Source organism: Chloracidobacterium sp. (assembly GCA_016715795.1).
Lineage (GTDB): Bacteria > Acidobacteriota > Blastocatellia > Pyrinomonadales > Pyrinomonadaceae > OLB17.
Map to the genome: position 1 here is coordinate 893,650 of JADJXP010000001.1, position 18,721 is coordinate 912,370.

19 protein-coding genes are annotated in these 18,721 nt (G+C 55.0%); 1 reads left to right on the top strand and 18 read right to left on the bottom strand.

Annotated elements, in window-relative coordinates; translation table 11 throughout:
• Positions 1-2 precede the first annotated feature (2 nt).
• Positions 3-794, top strand: coding sequence for a hypothetical protein (locus IPM59_04105; GenBank protein MBK9214770.1), 792 nt, complete (start codon positions 3-5; stop codon positions 792-794).
• Position 795: 1 nt separating this feature from the next.
• Here the strand turns inward: IPM59_04105 and IPM59_04110 are convergent, their stop codons facing one another.
• From IPM59_04110 to IPM59_04195, 18 genes are all read right to left on the bottom strand, one after another.
• A complete protein-coding gene (locus IPM59_04110; GenBank protein MBK9214771.1) occupies positions 796-1,317 on the bottom strand; it encodes a DUF2585 family protein in 522 nt (173 codons plus the stop codon).
• 57 nt (positions 1,318-1,374) lie between these two features.
• The gene (locus tag IPM59_04115; GenBank protein MBK9214772.1) at positions 1,375-1,824 is read right to left on the bottom strand and encodes an SUF system NifU family Fe-S cluster assembly protein; all 450 of its coding nucleotides are present in this window, start codon (positions 1,822-1,824) and stop codon (positions 1,375-1,377) included.
• Positions 1,825-3,525, bottom strand: coding sequence for a formate--tetrahydrofolate ligase (locus IPM59_04120; GenBank protein MBK9214773.1), 1,701 nt, complete (start codon positions 3,523-3,525; stop codon positions 1,825-1,827). It lies immediately after the preceding gene.
• A gap of 54 nt (positions 3,526-3,579) precedes the next feature.
• Positions 3,580-4,800 carry a cysteine desulfurase gene (locus IPM59_04125; GenBank protein ID MBK9214774.1) on the bottom strand — a complete coding sequence of 407 codons (1,221 nt, stop codon included), beginning with the start codon at positions 4,798-4,800 and terminating at the stop codon, positions 3,580-3,582.
• A 36-nt stretch (positions 4,801-4,836) separates the two neighbouring features.
• A complete protein-coding gene (gene sufD / locus IPM59_04130; protein MBK9214775.1) occupies positions 4,837-5,982 on the bottom strand; it encodes a Fe-S cluster assembly protein SufD in 1,146 nt (381 codons plus the stop codon).
• Positions 5,979-6,731 (bottom strand): Fe-S cluster assembly ATPase SufC, encoded by a 753-nt coding sequence (gene sufC / locus IPM59_04135; protein ID MBK9214776.1) that lies wholly within the window; start codon positions 6,729-6,731, stop codon positions 5,979-5,981. Before sufC ends, sufD begins: the two co-directional genes overlap by 4 nt.
• Positions 6,732-7,202: a GNAT family N-acetyltransferase gene (locus IPM59_04140; protein MBK9214777.1), complete on the bottom strand. Its 471-nt coding sequence runs from the start codon at positions 7,200-7,202 to the stop codon at positions 6,732-6,734.
• A complete protein-coding gene (gene sufB, locus IPM59_04145; GenBank protein ID MBK9214778.1) occupies positions 7,199-8,638 on the bottom strand; it encodes a Fe-S cluster assembly protein SufB in 1,440 nt (479 codons plus the stop codon). The genes IPM59_04140 and sufB overlap by 4 nt, the downstream gene beginning before the upstream one ends.
• Positions 8,639-8,640: 2 nt before the next feature.
• Positions 8,641-9,120 carry an Rrf2 family transcriptional regulator gene (locus IPM59_04150; protein MBK9214779.1) on the bottom strand — a complete coding sequence of 160 codons (480 nt, stop codon included), beginning with the start codon at positions 9,118-9,120 and terminating at the stop codon, positions 8,641-8,643.
• A gap of 109 nt (positions 9,121-9,229) precedes the next feature.
• Positions 9,230-10,855 carry a hypothetical protein gene (locus IPM59_04155; protein MBK9214780.1) on the bottom strand — a complete coding sequence of 542 codons (1,626 nt, stop codon included), beginning with the start codon at positions 10,853-10,855 and terminating at the stop codon, positions 9,230-9,232.
• 77 nt (positions 10,856-10,932) lie between these two features.
• On the bottom strand, positions 10,933-12,186 hold the full coding sequence (locus tag IPM59_04160) for a TonB family protein (protein MBK9214781.1): 1,254 nt from the start codon (positions 12,184-12,186) through the stop codon (positions 10,933-10,935).
• A gap of 141 nt (positions 12,187-12,327) precedes the next feature.
• The gene (locus tag IPM59_04165; GenBank protein MBK9214782.1) at positions 12,328-13,683 is read right to left on the bottom strand and encodes an amidohydrolase; all 1,356 of its coding nucleotides are present in this window, start codon (positions 13,681-13,683) and stop codon (positions 12,328-12,330) included.
• 121 nt (positions 13,684-13,804) lie between these two features.
• Entirely contained in the window at positions 13,805-14,275 is a 471-nt protein-coding gene (locus IPM59_04170) for a nucleotidyltransferase (protein ID MBK9214783.1), read from the bottom strand.
• A gap of 215 nt (positions 14,276-14,490) precedes the next feature.
• On the bottom strand, positions 14,491-14,889 hold the full coding sequence (locus tag IPM59_04175) for a cytidine deaminase (protein MBK9214784.1): 399 nt from the start codon (positions 14,887-14,889) through the stop codon (positions 14,491-14,493).
• Positions 14,890-14,898: 9 nt separating this feature from the next.
• Positions 14,899-15,528, bottom strand: coding sequence for a uridine kinase (gene udk, locus IPM59_04180; GenBank protein MBK9214785.1), 630 nt, complete (start codon positions 15,526-15,528; stop codon positions 14,899-14,901).
• Complete coding sequence (locus tag IPM59_04185; GenBank protein MBK9214786.1) at positions 15,525-16,358, bottom strand: purine-nucleoside phosphorylase; 834 nt, start codon at positions 16,356-16,358, stop codon at positions 15,525-15,527. Before IPM59_04185 ends, udk begins: the two co-directional genes overlap by 4 nt.
• Positions 16,359-16,609: 251 nt before the next feature.
• A complete protein-coding gene (locus IPM59_04190; protein ID MBK9214787.1) occupies positions 16,610-17,545 on the bottom strand; it encodes an ABC transporter permease in 936 nt (311 codons plus the stop codon).
• Between the two features lie 91 nt (positions 17,546-17,636).
• Complete coding sequence (locus IPM59_04195) at positions 17,637-18,716, bottom strand: ABC transporter permease (GenBank protein ID MBK9214788.1); 1,080 nt, start codon at positions 18,714-18,716, stop codon at positions 17,637-17,639.
• Positions 18,717-18,721 lie beyond the last annotated feature (5 nt).

The window sequence follows — 18,721 nt, forward strand, 5'->3', positions numbered from 1 at the left end:
TTATGCAGGTGATCGAAAACGTGGCGGACTTCAGTTCGCAGTTCGGCCGTTGGCGTGAAAATGACTCACTCGCCGGGTACCCATTCGTTCGGAACATACAAGCGCCGTTTACACCAGTTCGGCGGGCGTTGCCGATGCTGAACCTTGCCCTAATCTCGTCTGCCGGAGGCTATATCGACGGGACTGAGGCGTTCGATACCGACTCAAAGGACGGCGATCTTAGCTATCGCGAGATACCGATTGAGGTCGGGGCCGAGGACATCCGTTACGCCGCAAAAGGTTACGACACCACAGCAGTGACCGAGGACCGGAACGTCCAGGTTCCGATCGACCGCTTGCTTGAGTATGAGGCCAACGCCGTGATCGGCAGTCTGAACGCCGTTTGGTGGTCGATCAGCAGTTGGGTCCCGAACGCGGAGCGCGTTGCCGAGGAGTTCGGCCCGCGGATTGCCGAGCGGCTGCACCGATACGACGTGCAGGCCGCGCTTTTAGTTCCGGCCTCGAAGCTCTGCCATCAGACGCTCGGCATCGTCGCCCGCGTCATCGAATTGTCGGGAATTTCGACGATGACGCTGTCGGTAGATCCGGCAACGACTGACATGGTCCGGCCGCCGCGAACGGCATATTACACGGGTGAATTTGGTTCGGTCGCTGGCGAGCCCAATTGGCGGGAGCATCAGCTTCGTATCCTTGACGAAGCCCTTAGATGGACCGAGACGTTCGATCAACCGGGCTCACGAAAATTGGCGGTCGCCCTTGAGAGTCAGGTCGAAGCGGCTCGGGGCGAACGATAGTTCATCTGCCACCCATTTGCCAAGTCTTCAATTCGTCGATCGGATAGATCAGCATGATGATATTGATTACCAGACTGTCACGTATCCAGAAGATCAGTACGATCTCCGTTACGGCGAACAGGATCACCGAACGCAGCAAGCCTACCTTCTTCGCCAGGCCGAAACCCGCCGCACAGCACACGATATCGGCGAGCGAGTTGATTATCGAGTCGCCAAAGTAGTCAAGCGAGAGTGTTACCGTGCGATACCGCTCGATGATATAGGAAGAGTTTTCGGCGATCTCCCAGATCGCCTCGATCATGACGGCCATTACGAACCGCCACGCGACCGGTATTCGCCCAAAGATAAGACCAAGAAGCCAGAATTCCAATACGCCGTGCAGCACGTGTGTGAACGCATACGGATCGACCAGATGCTGGGAATTATGTGTCGTCCAGATATCCCATGACCAAGGCAACAGGTCGCCTGCCTGACACCACCAGACGCGCCCCTGCAGCCAAAGGACAATGGCAGATGTTGCCATTATCGCAATGAACGCGATGGTGGTCTTTCGCTGGAACAGGCTATTTTCGGTCAAATCCTATTCAGTCGAGATACTCTCGTTGCCTTGGAGCGCCGCATGCAATGTATGCCAGCTAAGCGAGGCGCACTTAACGCGTGCCGGAAATTCAAGCACGCCGGCGAATACTCGGAGCTTGCCTAGGTGCGTCGCTTCGACCTCGGGATCGAGGCCTCCGGTTACCATCCTATGAAACTCATCAAAGAGTTCTTCGGCTTCGTCTCTGGTTCGGCCTTTAACGGCCTGGGTCATCATGGATGCGGAGGCCTTTGAGATCGCGCAGCCTGAACCCTTGAAAGAAACATCCTCGACAACATCATCCTTCATCATCAGATATACGCGCAAGGCATCGCCACAAAGCGGATTGTTCCCATCCGCCGACCGGTCGGCGTTCTCGATCTCACGAAAGTTACGAGGATTCTTATTGTGTTCCAGGATCGTTTCCTGATACAGGTCGCTGAGTTCTGACATCTATGACAATCCTACGATATTGCCGTCCTTATCGATATCGACTTGTTCGGCGGCCGGGTGTTCAGGCAGAGCCGGCATTGTTCGCATGTCTCCGCAGATCGGATAAATGAAGCCTGCACCAACGCTCGCCCTGACCTCGCGGATCGGGAGCGTGAAGCCGGTCGGAGCACCTTTGAGCTTAGGGTCGTGGCTTAGGCTCAGATGCGTCTTGGCCATGCAGATCGGCAGGCCGCCAAAGCCGTTCTCTTCATACGCCTTGATCTGTTGGTCGGCAAATGGCTCATACCAGACGTCCTCCGCTCCGTAGATCTGTTTGGCGATCGTCTCGATCTTAGCCTTGATCGGTTGATCAAGCTCGTAAAGAAACTTGAACTCGCTTGACTGGTCGGCAGCGGCGATCACCATTTCAGCAAGCTCGACAGCACCCTTGCCTCCATTCGCCCAATGTGTTGAAACGGCGGCTCCCAAGGCCCCAGATTCGATGGCGACCCTCTTGACAGCCTCGATCTCATCCGCGTGGTCTGAATCAAAGGCGTTTATCGCCACGACCGGTGTAACGCCGTGCAGTCTGACATTCTCGATCTGTTTTCTCAGATTCGACGCACCCGCCTCCACGTCGGCTACGTTGTTCTCCAGCATCTCAGGCGGCAGCGGTTTGCCGGCGACGACCTTGTATTTGCCGCTGTGCGATTTTAGCGCCCGGATCGTGGTCACAATGACACAAGCGTCAGGCGTCAGGCCACTGTAGCGGCACTTGATATTAAAGAACTTCTCAGCACCGATATCTGCTCCAAAACCGGATTCCGTCATCACATAGTCTGCGGTCCTGACACCTATCAAATCTGCCAGGATACTGCTGTTTCCATGGGCAACATTAGCAAATGGCCCCGCATGGACGAGTGCGGGTGTATTCTCAAGCGTCTGCATGATCGTCGGCCTTATCGCATCGCGCATAAGCACGGTCATAGCTCCGGCTGCTCCAACCTCCTCGGCAGTAACGGGTGTCTTGTCGTGTGTAAGCCCGACTACAATGCGCCCGAATCGTTCCCGCATGTCGCGAAGCGAAGTTGTCAATGCGAGCACCGCCATGACCTCAGAGGCTACCGTGATGTCGAAGCCGGTCTCACGCGGTATTCCGCCCTCCATGCGGCCGCCGAGGCCAACGATTATCTTCCTGAGAGCTCGGTCGTTCGTATCGACCACGCGTTTCCACGTTATGCTGTGTGGGTTAATGTTTAGCGGATTGCCGCGAAGCAGGCGATTGTCGATCATCGCGGCGAGTAAATTGTTGGCCGCCGTGACGGCGTGGATATCACCCGTGAGGTTCAGATTGAACGTCTCCATTGGCACGACCTGCGCGTACCCACCGCCTGCGGCGCCGCCTTTGATACCGAATGTTGGACCCTGTGAGGGTTGTCGGAGCGTAACGACGGCACGCTTCCCGAGGCATTTCATCGCCTGGCCTAGACCGATCAGCGTTGTCGACTTACCTTCACCGAGCGGTGTCGGCGTGATCGCGGAGATATCAATGTACTTTGCCTTCGGCCGGTTCTTGAACTTCTCGAGTACGTCTAGGCGAACCTTAGCGATGTAGGGGCTGCCATAGATATCGATATCATCCGGGCCAAGCCCCAGTTGTTCGGCGATTTCTACGACCGGGCGAAGTTTGGCGTGCTGGGCGATGTAGAGGTCTGATTGCATCCGGTAATTATCGCCTGATTCCTGCTCTGAGTGAAGTGACGATACTCACAAGCATCAAGCAAAAACTTCGATCACTTTCTGGATAGAATCTGCGAGCTTATCAACCTCGTCGCGGGTATTGTAAAGGGCAAAGCTCGCCCTCGCCGTGGCCGGAACGTCAAAAAACTGCATTACCGGTTGGGCACAGTGATGGCCGGCTCGGATCGCAATACCCTGCTGATCGAGGATCGTGCCGATGTCGTGCGGGTGGACACCTTCAATAGTGAACGAAAGAACACTCGCCTTGTTGGCTGCTGTCCCGACGATCGTCACACCGGGAATGTCGGCAAGGCGGCTCGTGGCGTATTCGAGCAGTTCGTGCTCGTATGCGGCGGCGGCCTCGAAATCCAACGCGTTTATGTAATCGATCGCAGCACCGAGCCCGATGCCTGCCGCAATAGCAGGTGTTCCTGCCTCAAACTTTTCGGGGATCGGAGCAAATGTCGTTTTCTCAAAACTGACAGTGCGGATCATACCACCGCCTGTCTGGTAGGGCGGCATCTCATCGAGCCATTTCCGCTTGCCGTAAACGACGCCGCTGCCGGTCGGAGCGAACATCTTGTGACCCGAAAAGACAAAGAAATCTGCGTCGAGATCTTGCACGTCCACCGGAAAATGCGGCACGCTCTGGGCAGCATCGACGCAGACTGGTACACCGAATTTGTGAGCGGTCGTAATCATTTCCTTGATTGGATTTACCGTGCCCAATGAGTTTGAGACGTGTGCGACGGCGACGATCCGCGTGCGCTCATTGAGCATATTCTCGTACTCGTCGATTATCAGTTCGCCTGATGCGTTCATTGGGATGACCTTGATCACCGCACCACGTTCCTCGGCGATCATCTGCCACGGGATGATGTTCGAGTGGTGTTCCATCCGCGATATCAGGACCTCGTCGCCCTCTTGCACGAATTTTTTTCCGTACGACTGCGCGACGAGATTAATGCCCTCGGTCGTGCCTCGGACAAAGATGCACTCCTTGACGTCAGGCGCGTTGATAAAACGCTTTACTTTTTCTCTCGCCGCCTCATACGCTGTCGTTGCATGTTGCGACAAGTAATGCACACCGCGATGTATATTTGAATGCTCCTCGGCAAGATACTTCGACGTCCGGTCTATGACCGACTGCGGCACCTGCGCCGACGCAGCGCTATCGAGATACACGAGCGGCTTGCCGTTCACTGTCTGCGACAGCACGGGAAAATCGCGTCTAATCTTTTCCACATCGAAAGCCATTTCTTTTGCCGCAGAGGTCACAAAATTCACCGAAAACTAAATGCTCGTGCCTAGCCGATTCAAAACCGTTGCATCGAGTTCGGCCTTGATGGCGGTTATACCGATCTTATTTATGATCTCCTCGGCGAAGCCATAGGTCAGCAGATTGCGCGCGAGCGATTCGGGCAGACCGCGTGTTAGCAGATAGAAAAGTTCCTCTTCCTCAAGCTGTCCGACGGTCGCTCCGTGGGCGCATTTGACGTCGTCGTTGAATATCTCAAGCTGCGGTTTTGTATCAACGCGGGCGTCATTCGAGAGCAAGAGGTTCTTGTTCTGCTGCTGGGCATCGGTGCCGTGGGCATTCTCGCGTACGAAAACCTTGCCGTTAAAGACGCCCCGCGACTTGCCGTCAAGCACGCCCTTGTAGTTCTGGTGCGAAGTGCAGTTCGGCACCGTGTGATCGATCACCGAATGTGTGTCGCTATGCTGCGAACCGCCGAGCATATATAGCCCGTCAACCCAAGCCTCGCCGCCCTCGGCGGTAAATTTAGCGTCGATGTCATGCCGGGAGATCGCCGAACCAAGGTTGATCGAGGTCAGGTCATAACGGCTATCGCGCCCCATGCTTGCCTCGGTCACGCCGTAATGAAATGCCTCATCCGACTCACGCTGCACACGATAGTGCGTGAGGCTGGCGTTGTCCTCGACAATGATCTGAACGGCCGAGTTCGTAAAACTCTTGGTCTGCGAGTCGTAGCTCTCAACGATCGTCGCCTCGCTGCCCGATTCGGCAATAACGACAATGTGAGGAAAGATCGCCCTATCTTCGCCAGCCGCGAACGAGAATTCAACCGGTTCGTTGATAACAGTGTCTTTTGCAATTCGAAGGATGGCGATATTGGCGAATGCTAGGTTTAGCGCAGTAAAACCGTTGCGTGCAGTGCGGAATTGACCAACGACATCGAGCGGCACGTCTTGTCCGATCGCAATTGACGAGCTATCTACTGTCCAGTCAATAGCGGCCAACGGTGCGACGTTCGTGTATTTCCAGTCTTCGGTTTGCGGCGTTGGAAAACCGTTCGCTTCAAAAAACGAAAAGGCATCTTCGCGAAGCGAACGCAATGCCGAGTCCGGCTCGTTCTTTATCACTTCACGAAACCAGGCGCTTAGAGTTGCTTCCTTTGCCAGTTGTGGGCTCATCATTTCGCGGCAGCCTTGACCCAGTCGTAGCCTTTCTCTTCGAGTTCGACAGCGAGATCTTTACCGCCTTCCTTTACGATCTTGCCGTCGGCGAGGACGTGGACAAAATCGGGCTCGACGTAATTCAGCAGCCGCTGATAGTGTGTGACAAGGATGATCGCGTTGTCGCTGCTGCGCAGCTTGTTGACGCCCTCAGCGACGATGCGTAAGGCGTCGATATCGAGGCCGGAGTCGGTTTCGTCGAGTATGGCGAGCCTTGGTTCGAGCACGGCCATTTGCAGGATCTCGTTCCGTTTCTTTTCACCGCCCGAGAAGCCCTCATTGACCGACCGTTTGAAGAACTGCGGATCCATATCGACGATCTTCGCCTTTTCTTTCAGATAGTCGTTGAATTCGAGCGGGTCGAGTTCCTCCTCGCCCAGATGCTTCATCTTCTCGTTGTAGGCCAGCCGCAGAAACTGCGAATTCGAAACACCCGGAACCTCGACCGGATATTGGAACGCCATAAAGACGCCCGAACGCGCACGTTCGTCGGGTTCGAGTTCGAGCAGGTTGCTGCCTTCGTACAACACTTCGCCCGAGGTCACCTCGTAGCTCGGATGCCCGGCGAGCACTTTTGACAGCGTCGATTTGCCCGATCCGTTAGGGCCCATTATCGCGTGTACACTCCCAGCGTTGACCTGAAGATTGAGGCCTTTCAATATCTCCTTGCCATCAATACCGGCATATAAGTCCTTTATCTCTAATAACATCTAGTCCAATATCTTCTCCATTTCTATTCCCGCCATGCCGAACCATTCCTCAGGCGGTGTTTCGCGGAGGATATAAAACCCGTTCTTCTCATACAGCGGCCTCGCTCCCGGCAGGACGAAGGTTGTGTATAGATACAGACTCTTAAAGCCTTCCTCGCGCGCGTGCTTCTCAAGAGCTCCGAGCAGCTGTTGCCCGACGCCCTTGCCCTGGGCATCGGGGATCACTCCCATCGAGCGGATATAGAACCTCTCACCGTCCGGCAGGCCGGAAACCGTTCCAGCCGGTAAATCACCAAGATACGCAAGCCATATAGGCCCTTCGGCAAACCGTCCGCGAACGGCGTCGGCCTTGATAGCCGTATAGTCAAACGCATCAGGCGTATATAGGTTGCGGAACGGCCCAAAGGCAGCGGCGACAAGTCGTTCGATCAAATACTCATCACCCGGCCCGGCTAACCTAACCACGCTCATCCTACGGTACCCTCGAGTTTCAACCCCAACAGCTTCTGGGCTTCGACTGCATATTCCATCGGCAGTTCGCGAAACACTTCCTTACAAAATCCGTTGATGATCAACGAGACCGCATCTTCCTGCGAGATACCTCGCTGCTGGAGGTAGAAAAGCTGCTCCTCGCTGATCTTAGACGTCGTGGCTTCGTGCTCGACGCGGGCGGTGTTGTTCATCACCTCGATGTAGGGGAACGTATTCGCTTCCGACTTGCCGCCTATCAGCATCGAGTCGCACTGCGTATAATTGCGCGCACCGGCAGCTTTTGGCATCACCTTTACGAGGCCGCGATACGAATTGTTAGATTTCCCAGCCGAGATGCCCTTCGAGACGATCGTCGATTTTGTATTCTTGCCGAGATGGATCATCTTCGTGCCGGTATCGGCGATCTGGGCGTTGTTTGTGAGAGCGACGGAGTAAAATTCGCCGATCGAATTGTCGCCCTGCAGGATCACGCTCGGATATTTCCAAGTGATCGCCGAGCCGGTCTCGACCTGCGTCCACGAGATCTTAGAATTCACGCCGCGACACGCACCGCGTTTGGTGACGAAGTTATAGATGCCGCCCTTGCCGGTTTCATCGCCCGCGTACCAATTCTGAACCGTCGAATATTTGATCTCAGCATCGTCAAGAGCGACCAGTTCGACGACCGCCGCATGAAGCTGGTTCGTATCGAACTGCGGCGCGGTGCAACCCTCGTTATAGGCGACATAGCCGCCTTCCTCGGCAACGATCAGCGTGCGTTCGAACTGGCCCGATTCCTGCGTATTGATGCGGAAGTACGTCGAAAGCTCCATCGGGCACCGCACACCTTTTGGAATAAACACGAACGATCCGTCTGAGAAAACGGCCGAGTTCAACGCCGCGTAATAGTTGTCGTTAACCGGCACTACCGAGCCGAGATATTTCTGAACAAGCTCAGGATAATCAGCTACTGCCTCCGTAAATGAGCAAAAGATGACGCCCGCCTTCTTAAGTTTCTCTTTGTAGGTCGTCGCGACCGAAACGCTGTCAAACACAGCATCGACGGCGACATTTGCGAGCATCTTCTGCTCGCTCAAGGGTATGCCGAGCTTCTCAAAGGTTTTGACCAACTCCGGATCGACCTCGTCCATCGAGGCCTTCTTCGGCTTCTGTCGCGGTGCAGCGTAGTAGGAAATGTCCTGAAAATCGATCCGTGGATACTCAAAATTCGGCCAATGCTTTGGTTCCTCCATCTTGAGCCAGTTGCGGTAGGCCTTTAGCCGGAATTCGAGTAGCCAGTCGGGCTCGTTCTTCTTTGATGAGATCAGGCGAACGGTAGCTTCGCTCAGGCCCTTTGGGATAATGTCGGACTCAATGTCAGTGACAAAACCGTACTTGTATTCTCGGTTAGTAAGTATTTCCGCGGCAGTCGACATACTTAAATCCTTTGCGGTTCGATCGTTCGATCGATCCCCTGGATCGAGTGAAACATCGTATCAACGGTCTTTTCACTCCCGACTAGTTGAGCCAGGGTAATTTGCGACAGCGCGTTCTCGACGATCTCATGGAGGCCGACTATCACCGGCCGTATCCCACAGTCGCCGTTATGAACACATGTTTCCAGCACTCCGGTGTAGCTACCGCAATGTTTGTTGATCACCTCTTCATCGAGCACATGGATGATCTCGCTAAGACGTATTTCGGCGGCTGGCCTTGCGAGCAAGTACCCGCCCTTTGTACCGCGTGTCGAGAGGACGAAGCCGGCCTTGTTAAGGAGCCACATTAGCTTGCCGGCGTTAGCCGTCGATATGCCCTCGCGTTCGGCGATCTGCGGCAGCGTTAGCGAGTCGCCATTGGCAAGGTTGGCTAACTGCACCAGGCAGCGAAGCCCATATTCTTCCTGTGCCGATATCTTCATTACTACAACAACCGATCCTGCGGCATAGTTAAGGTTCGCAAAACATTATTTTTTTGTCAAGATTGCAGGCAGTGCACCAGCTGCACAAACTCCCGGTTATCCACTGTGATCAATCAGGGAGATGCGAGGTGCCGCCGAATCGGGATGCGATAAATATGGCCGATACCGCACCCCAATTACCATTCGAATCTCGGCCGCGAATATAAACGATATGTCGCGACGGCGAGACGATGACAGTCCGGATAGCTGATTCCATAGGCGAGTCAAATGCTCCGTCCTCGGCTGCCATCGGGATCGGTACACCGCCCCGCCAAGGCGGCACGTCGATATAGACTTCGGCACCGTTAACCGTTTGATTGCCATTATACCCATCGTTGATCGAGCCGCGAAGAAGATACGATTTCGAACCGGTGCGCGTAACTGTCAGCGTTTCGACCGTCGGGCCTTCGGAGGTCATATACGGCGTACGAGCAAGCTTTGCCAAATACAGCAGAACAGGCCTGTTCAGATTCCAGAAATTGCCGTTAGTTCCGCCGTCGATACAGGTGTAGGCCGGCATAAAGCCACCACATGTGCCCGAACCCAGGCCGATCTCCATTGCAAGGCCAGCAACGCCGAGTTCGCCATAGGCGTATTCACGTGCGGTGCCGCTCGTTGCATACAGATTGATGCTTTGGATCGGTTCGTAGCCGTTGAAGCCGGCCATCCGCTGCGCGATCGTTCGCAACTGCAGATTTGGCGGCGGAGTCTGATCTTGTCCCCAAGGATAAAGGATGAGATTCCCGGTGCTGTGCATGTCGAGGAATATTCCCGTCGCATCTAAGGGGGCAGGTGAGGTCTGGCCGGGTGCACGTTGGTCAGGATAGAGTTGATCCAGCAGGTCCTCGATATACGATGCTTCCGGCTCAGAGGCGGCTGAAAGGCCGGGGAACGTCTCGCTGCAAGGCGGCGTTGTCGGAGGATTCACCGTGCCCCATAGGTATGAGAAGTTGCGGTTCAGATCGATTCCGCGGCTGACATTCGTACAGTTGCCGCTCGTGGCGTTCATGTTCTTGCGCTTCAGCAACGATTGTTCGGCCAATTTGCGGCCATCCGGATTCACGATAGGAATGACAATGATCTCGTGTTCGTCCAAGAGCCATGTGGCATCGGCATCGATCCCATAATTTGACAGCAGGTAATCGACAAAGCGCGTTGCGATCTCGGGCGGCACCAACTCTCGAGCGTGGATCCCCGCCTCAAGAAAGAACCTTGGTTTGTTGCCTCGGATCGCCGAATTTGTCAAGCTGATCCCAAAGAGGTGATAGCCATTAGCCGCATTTTGAATCTTTTCCCAACTTTGGCCGTAGGTGAAGACCCGTGCAAGCGTGGGATACTGGACAGCTTTCTGGTCGAGGAATGTTCTCGTCTCTTCAACGGTGCGATAGCCGCCCAAATACGTGTCATTCAAGTCGATCGAGGCGAGCTCCGCAGTTAGCTTTTCGTCAACGCGGACACGCCAGCCTCCAGCAGCGAGGTTACTGAGTTGCTCCTTGGTCGTCCAGAATATCAGCTCGTTGCCGTCGCGATATTCCATCAGATCGAGATCCAGCGTGACAACACGCTGCATTTCGGCATCGTCGGTAATCGTAATGCGGGCCACGATCGGTGGGTCGCCTGTCTGGGCCATGATCGGGCCCAGCACGCACACGAACAGCGCTAAAATAAAGCAAATCCTGGCGCAGGCAAGGTTCATCTTGAATTTCTCCGAGTGTCGAAGAGATTATCAGAAGTAAACGCGTTTGTTAAGGCCTGGACGTCAAAGCGGCGAGCTTAGAGGTCGAAATTAAAGCTGACATAGCCGATCGCTTTTACCGGCTGCCCGTCCCGTGTAAAGGGCTTGAACCTCCATTTCTTGATAGCCTGTCTAGCGGCGCCCTGCAGCATGAATGGCCCGGATAATTTTTGGACCTCATCAACCTCGCCTTTTTCATTGATCGTGAGATCGACCCTAACGATACCCGTCATTCGCTGTGTTTTTGCAAGTGGCGGATAAGTTGGCGACACGCGATCGGTCGCAAATTCGAGCAGTGAGCCGATCTCAAGAGGGCCGTCGTTTGGCACCGGTGCCGGACCAGCGGCTATGACCGTTGCCGGTGGCTCCTTTTTCGGTGCAGGACTCGTCGGCTTTACAGTTGCCGGAGGTGACGGAATGTAGATTGGCTTCTCGTTGTCTGCAACAGTGCTCTCTACAGATGTCTTCTCAGGTGTCTTTACCTCGCGCTCTCGCATTGCAACCGTCTGAGCGACCGGCGGCGTGGTCCCAGGTGACGCCGTTTTCGCTGCGACCAGCTCGGTCGGTACTGATACGACCGGTTTTCCGTCGGCTGCATCCAGCACGACGCTGCGGGCATTCGCCATCGTCTCGCGTGTGTCTGTAACCTCATCTTTCCAGCGGCGAGAATCATAATCATCGCGCGCCAGGATGCTCCGCGAGTTTGTGGCCTCCTCAAGCAGGGCCATTGCATCGGCCGTCCGAATGGGTGATTTACCGATCTCTTTGGATTGAGTCACAACGATCTCAAGCGTCTCACGCATCTTTTCAAGATCGTTGAGGGCCTCGAGCGGCAGCGTGCGGTCAGAAACGCTGATCCCGAGTGCGCGATACCGTTCCGCGCGGTCGCGGGCATTCTTGACGACCTGACCGGCCACGGCCATGTAATTCGCCGATGCATTCGGTTTCGTCGTCTTCTGGAGGTTGAAATACTCGTTCAGAAAGTCCTGCGCGCGCTTGTAGTCGCCCTGTTCGAGGTAGCTGTTCATCAAGAGGACGCTGACGACAGACTGAACGGCCGCATCGCTCGTTTCCTTGCGAATGTTTTCGAGCTCGTAGCTCGCGGCCGCGTAATTGCGAACGGCGATGAAAGCCTTTGCCTTCGAGATGCGGTCACGCATCACGTCACCGGAAGTCGGCGGTGGTGCCACGTTTGTTGTTTGCTGAGCGACCGTCTGTGCGTGAGAGCCGACGATCAAGATACCTAAAACCAGAAAAACCGAAGTGCAAAACCTTCTGACATTTAACGGCATTCCTTCTCCTCCTCTGAGTTGAATAATTTTCCGTAAAGGTCAAGCGAATATGCCCAAGAGAAGGCTCACTTATACGACCCGAACTCGCAACCGAATCTCAAGAAAATCATCAAATCGACCGTGTTTCCATGGTACGCAAGATCAGTTACGTAAACTCTTGATGATTTTATCGCGATAGCGGAGCGCGTCTCTTTTTATAGCACTTTCGTCCAACGTGAGCAAACGCCGGTCGCGCATGACGACGCGGCCGTTAATGATGACGGTGCGGACGTCAGAGGCTTTTGTCGAGTAAACAAGGGCCGAATAGACATTGAACCAAGGCGTTTGGTGCAGTGCGTCGATATCGACGATCGCGATGTCAGCTCGCTTGCCGGCCTCGATCGAACCGATCTTGTCCGCCAAGTGCAGGGCGCGAGCTCCGCGGATGGTAGCCATCGCGAATGCTTCTTCGGCAGGCAGGGTCTTAGGGTCGAGCGACCATTGTTTATGGAGCTTGGCAGCCGTGTCGATCTCTTCCCAAAGGTTAAGGTCATTGTTCGACGCGGCACCGTCGGTGCCGAGGCCGACGGCGATATCTTCGCGAAGAAAGTAGGGGATCGCAGCCACTCCCGATGCAAGTTTAAGGTTTGACTGTGGGCAATGTGCTGAGCCGACACCGCGTTCTTTGTAAATGCGAACTTCCTCAGGCGTGAGCCAGACGCTGTGCGCGGCGATGGTCCTATTAGATAGAAAGCCGAAGCTGTCGAGGTATTTGACCGGTGTCATCCCGAAGTTCTTCTCGGCATCGTCGCGCTCCTTCTTGGTCTCGGCAACATGAATGACGACCGGCGCCTTCAACCGGTCCGCGAGACTGCGAACTGCCTGGAGATGCTCCTTCGACACCGTGTATGGGGCATGCGGTGCGGCGGCCGGCACGATCAGTGGGTCGTTCTGCCATTTCTTGATGAACCGCTCAGTATAGGCCATCGCCTCGGCGTGCGTCTTGTTGTCGGCGACCGGAAAGTCAATGATCGTTTCGCCAAGCACGCCGCGAACGCCAGCCTTCTTTGTCTCATCGGCGATGGCGTCCTCGAAGTAGTACATATCGCAATACGTCGTCGTCCCACCGCGTATCATCTCGGCGAGGCCCAGCCGCGTTCCGGCCCTCACGAAAGCCTCATCGACGTTCTTTGCCTCGGCCGGGAAGATGAATTTCGTCAGCCAGTCGTTCAGGTCGAGGTCGTCCGATATTCCGCGAAACAGCGTCATCGGCACGTGCGTATGCGTATTGATCAGCCCCGGAATGATGACCTTGCCCGTCGCATCGATCGTCTGCCTGGCTCGCACGTTCTGAGTCACGATCCGCCGCGTGCCCATAATGTCGATCTTGCCTTTAGTGATCGCGATAGCTCCGTTCTCAATGACCTCGCGATCCTCGCTCATCGTAACGATCGTACCGCCGACGATAAGGAGGTCGACACTAATAGCAAGAGGCGGCGGCGTTCGTGGCGCACCCATCGATCGTCCGCCGGCGCTGACCGTTCTCACCGGCTGAGCGACACTGAGGGCCTGCAATACTAAGACGCCAGTTAGAATCGCTACTAAAAGTAAAGACCTTTGTGTTCTCTGAGATTTCATTTTAAGTACTTCGTACGGATTTGATGCGGTTCAAATACTCGACATCAGATAGGTCTTTATGGCGTCCGACCGCAATCTTGTTTCTTATGAGATCGTCATAGCTGATCACATTTATTTCGACGCCTTCGCAGGTCACGATCTTTCGCTTCTCAAACGCTGAGTCAAAGTCTACCGATTTGAGGTAATTGAGAATATCGACCGCTAGGGGCGCGACGCCCATGACCACCAAGCTGTTTTCACGAGTAAAAATCTCGGTTTTCAGCGACGGGCCGCCAAGTCCAAATTCGGTCAGAGCTTCGACGATTCGTTTTGCATTATCTTCTTCGCGCGCAACAAAAACATCGATATCCTCTGTTGCGCGAGAATAGCCGTGCATTCCCACCGCGTAGCCACCAATTAACAGATACCTAACTTTATGCTTATTTAACGATTCTAATAACTCTTTGAATGTGTCCGGTAGCTCGAACTCCATAGTTCAATCGTCTTAGCCTTTCTATGTGCTGCAACCTTTCGGTCAAGGTCGAATTGCGATACCACTCAATCAGGTCAGATTCTGCATCGTCGAATCCGGAGAAAACCTTGAGCTTTGTTTTGTCCAGACGCAATTCAGGAAGGTGCTTTTTGGCATTCATTTCTCTGTCTTAATTATATCTAAAATACTCGGATTTGACAGACGCTTTTTCAGGGTTATCTAAGAAACTTCGTGTCAAACGCCCGCGGCAGCAGGTCTTTCATCTGGACGGTCTCGGCACTGCCGTGGAGGTTGGCGAAAATGACGGGAATATCGCCGCCGAATTCCCAGATGATCTGGCGGCAGACACCGCACGGCGGCGTGAGGTCCTCGGTGTCGGCGACGACCGCGATGCGGCGGATCTTTGTCTTGCCGAGCGAAATGGCCTTCCAGACGGCGACACGCTCGGCACAGACGGTTAGCCCGTAGCTCGCGGATTCGACATTGCAGCCGACCACGATCGAGCCGTCCTCGGTCTCGAGGGCCGAGCCGACCTTGAATTTAGAGAACGGCGCGTAGGCATTCTCGCGCACCTTCATTGCTTCCTCTACCAATCTCTCATCTGTGATTTCCATTAGTGTCTGTTACTCATTCGCGGCACTTCGTTCCTGCTTTAGCTTCTCACGCACGAGGCTGCACAGGAATTCGATGCTAACGCCGGTCTGTGCGCCTTCCGGGATAATGATGTCCGCATGACGCTTTGACGGCTCGACGAATTCAAAATGCATCGGCCTGATCGTTCGCATGTACTGGTCCATCGTGTGCTCGTATGTCCGGCCACGCTCGGCGTGATCTCGTTTGAGGCGGCGGATCAGGCGGACGTCGTCCGGAGTGTCGACAAAGACCCGCACATCCAACAGGTCAAGCACGCGAGACTCGGCAAATATCAGTATTCCCTCGACTATCACGACCGGACGCGGCTCGATGACCTCAATGTTCGTCGTTCGCGTGTGTGTCTTAAAGTCATACAGCGGCATCTCGGCTGGCAGGCCCTGTTTGAGACGCAGGATATGATTGACCATCATGTTGCTGTCAACCGAATCAGGATGGTCAAAATTTGCCTGATGCCGTTCGTCAAGCGGCATGTCGGCGAGGTCGCGATAATACGAATCCTGCTCGACAAGTACGACATTCTCGGCGCCGACGGCCTCGACTATCGAACGTGCGATCGTCGTCTTGCCTGACCCTGTACCTCCGCATATGCCGATTATCATATTCTCGAAATGACCCTCGTCAGCAATTCACCGAACACTTCGGCCGCGTCGGCACCTGTCGTCATCACATGCGAATGGTCGATCTCCTCGTCCGTCATGCCCGCCGCATAATTTGTGATGCACGAGATGCCGAGCACGCGAACGCCCATATGCCGCGCCGCGACGGCCTCGGGAACGGTTGACATTCCGACCGCGTCGGCCCCGAGCAGACGATACATACGCACCTCCGACGGCGTCTCGTACGTCGGGCCCGACAGGCCGCAATAGATACCTTTATTAAGGAAATCGATCCCGTTTCGCTCGGTCGAGATGGCGGCGGCCTCTTCGTCAACGATTCTCTGCAGCTCGCGGTCGTAGACCTCGGTCATATCCGGAAATCTCGCTCCAAACCGCGAATCGTTTGGCCCGCGAAGCGGATTCACGCCAAAACAGTTGATATGGTCAGTGATCATCATCAGGCTGCCCGGCGGCATATCAGAATTCAGGCTGCCGGCGGCATTCGTAAGGATCAGGTTCTTGATGCCCATCACGCCAAAGGTCCGGACGGGGAGCATCACCTGTTCCATTTCGTAGCCTTCGTAATAATGAAAGCGGCCCTGCTGAACGGCAATGGTCACTCCGTTAATGTCACCGATCACAAGCTGCCCCGCGTGCCCCTCGACAGTTGAGCGGACAAAGCCTGGTATCTCCGCAAATGGGATCGTCATCCCCCCATCGACCTTCTCCGCAAACGCACCCAGCCCGCTGCCTAACACGATCGCCGCGCGGATATCGCTCGGATATCGTTCCTTGATGAATGCGGCGGCTTCAGCGGCCTTTTCGTAGGTCATAACGGCCAGAGAACAAAAAGATTAACATATCGCCCTGTTTCCTATAAGCTGTCCCACCGTGGGACAGTTATGGGACAGCCCGCAGATCAATTAACTACTTGAAAATACAACACTTACTATCGTGTATCGGTGGTGTCCCACTGTCCCGCAAAGATTTCAAATTCTGGCAGGTTACATAGCCGAATCGATTTTGAAACGCCTGCCAGCGCGCATCAAGGCTGTTGCAAGTATAGCACGGCCTTGCACACAAATCAATTTTCCTTTCTATAAGGAATCCCTAACGCTTTTGGGGCACGTGAGAGGCCGATAAAGCCGGCCAGGACGATTATCGTCAGGACATACGGAATTATTTGGATGAACTGGACGGGTATGTCTTCGCCTGACGGCATCTTTATGGCGCCCTGGATCTGGATCGTCAGGGCCTCGGTAAAGCCGAAGAAAAGACAGGCGATCAGGACAGGAACGGGACGCCATTTGGCGAGGATCAATGCGGCAAGGGCGATAAATCCGCGACCAGCGGTCATGGCCCGTGTAAATAGTGATGATTGGCCGATCGATAGATATGCGCCGCCTGCCGCGGCGAGCATTCCCGAGATGACGACGCAGATGTAGCGGAGCGTAATGACCTTGACACCTGCGGCGTCGGCGGCTGACGGATTTTCGCCGGTCGCCCGCAGCCGGAGGCCAAATGGCGTTTTGTAGAGGACATACCAGCACACCGGCACCAACACCAGAGCGATAACGGTTGCAACCGACGTCCGGAAAGCCTCGGGCAGCATCACGTCCTTTGCGATCTGCGGCGTCGAACCGGTCGAATCATAGAGAGCACCCGAAATGAGCGCCGGCAGGCCGAGCATGAGAATGTTCACCCCAAAGCCGGCGACAACCTGATCTGCCTCGAACTTGATGGTTGCGACCGCGTAAAGCAGCGCTGTTAGGCCCCCGGCGACTATCGCCGCCGCGAGGCCGATGAACGGCACCATCGTGTGCGGCACACTCGAGCCCGGCTGGCTTAGCTCATACGTCACGACAGCGCCGGTAAACGCTCCGGCGAGCATCAGGCCTTCGAGGGCGATATTGATAACGCCCGAGCGCTCGGAGAACAGTCCGCCGAGCGCAGCAAAGATCAGCGGCGTTGCCAGGCGCAGGCTCGAAAAGATCAGTGCTATCGTAAATATCTCGCTCATAGGCAATGTGAAAATGTGAAAAAGTGAACAGGTGAAAAAGAGGCACGATCTGTTGCGATAACCTTTTTCACTACTTCACATTTCCCCTTTTTCACTTTCTCGTAAACCTCTGTAGGCTCGCGACCAGCAATATCACGACCGCCTGAAGCACCTCGACGAGGTCCTTTGAAACATACTCGGTAAAGGCATCGACAAAAATGCCGCCACGCCGCAGTACCGCAAAGAACAAGGCCGCAAAAAAGACGCCCAACGGATGATTACGGCCCAGTAACGCTACCGCGATTCCCAAAAACCCGACCTCGCCTGAGAAATCGTGATAGTAGCGATACCTGTCGCCCATCACCTCGCCTATCGCGACCATTCCGGCCAGTGCACCCGATATCGTCATCGCGAGAATGATCTGCTTTTTGGGATTGATGCCGCCGTATTCAGCGGCTGACGGATTTTCGCCAACGGCTCGCAGTTCGTAGCCCCATTTTGTCTTCCACAAGAAGATCCAGACCAGCACGCACATCAGCACCGCGATAAGGAATGCGATGCTCAACGGAACAAACTCCGGCATTCCCGGAACGTATTGACTGATCCGCGGGATGTGAGCCGCCTCACCGACGGGCACGGTCTGCATTATTGGGTCGCCCGGCTGCTTGTAGTAATACTGCGTAAAGTAGCTCACCAGCGCTATGCCGATGAAATTGAGCATGATCGTATTGATCACCTCGTGCGAGCCAAACTTTGCTTTTAGAATTCCGGGAATCGCTCCCCAAATACCGCCGACGATCATTGCCGTAGCGATACACAATGGGACGAGCAGTATCGCGGGCAGCGACGCCCACGAGTAATCGACATCCTGTCCGAAGGTGTTGACGACAGTGCCGCCGAGCTTGATTCCCACCCAGGCGGTCGCGAAAGCCGCGACCGTCAGCTGCCCTTCGGCGCCGATATTCAATAGGCCACAGCGAAACGCGACCATGACCGCCAAGCCTGTAAAGATCAGCGGCGTTGCGTAGAAGAGCAGGTAGCCGATGTCTTTCGTCGAGCCGAATGAACTGCCGACTAGCAGGCGAAATGTCTCGATAGGGTTATCGCCGATCAACAACACAATGAGGCCGCCGACGATAAACGCGGCAATGACGGCGATCACGGGCCAGAGGACTTCGCGGAGGACCTTCATTGAGC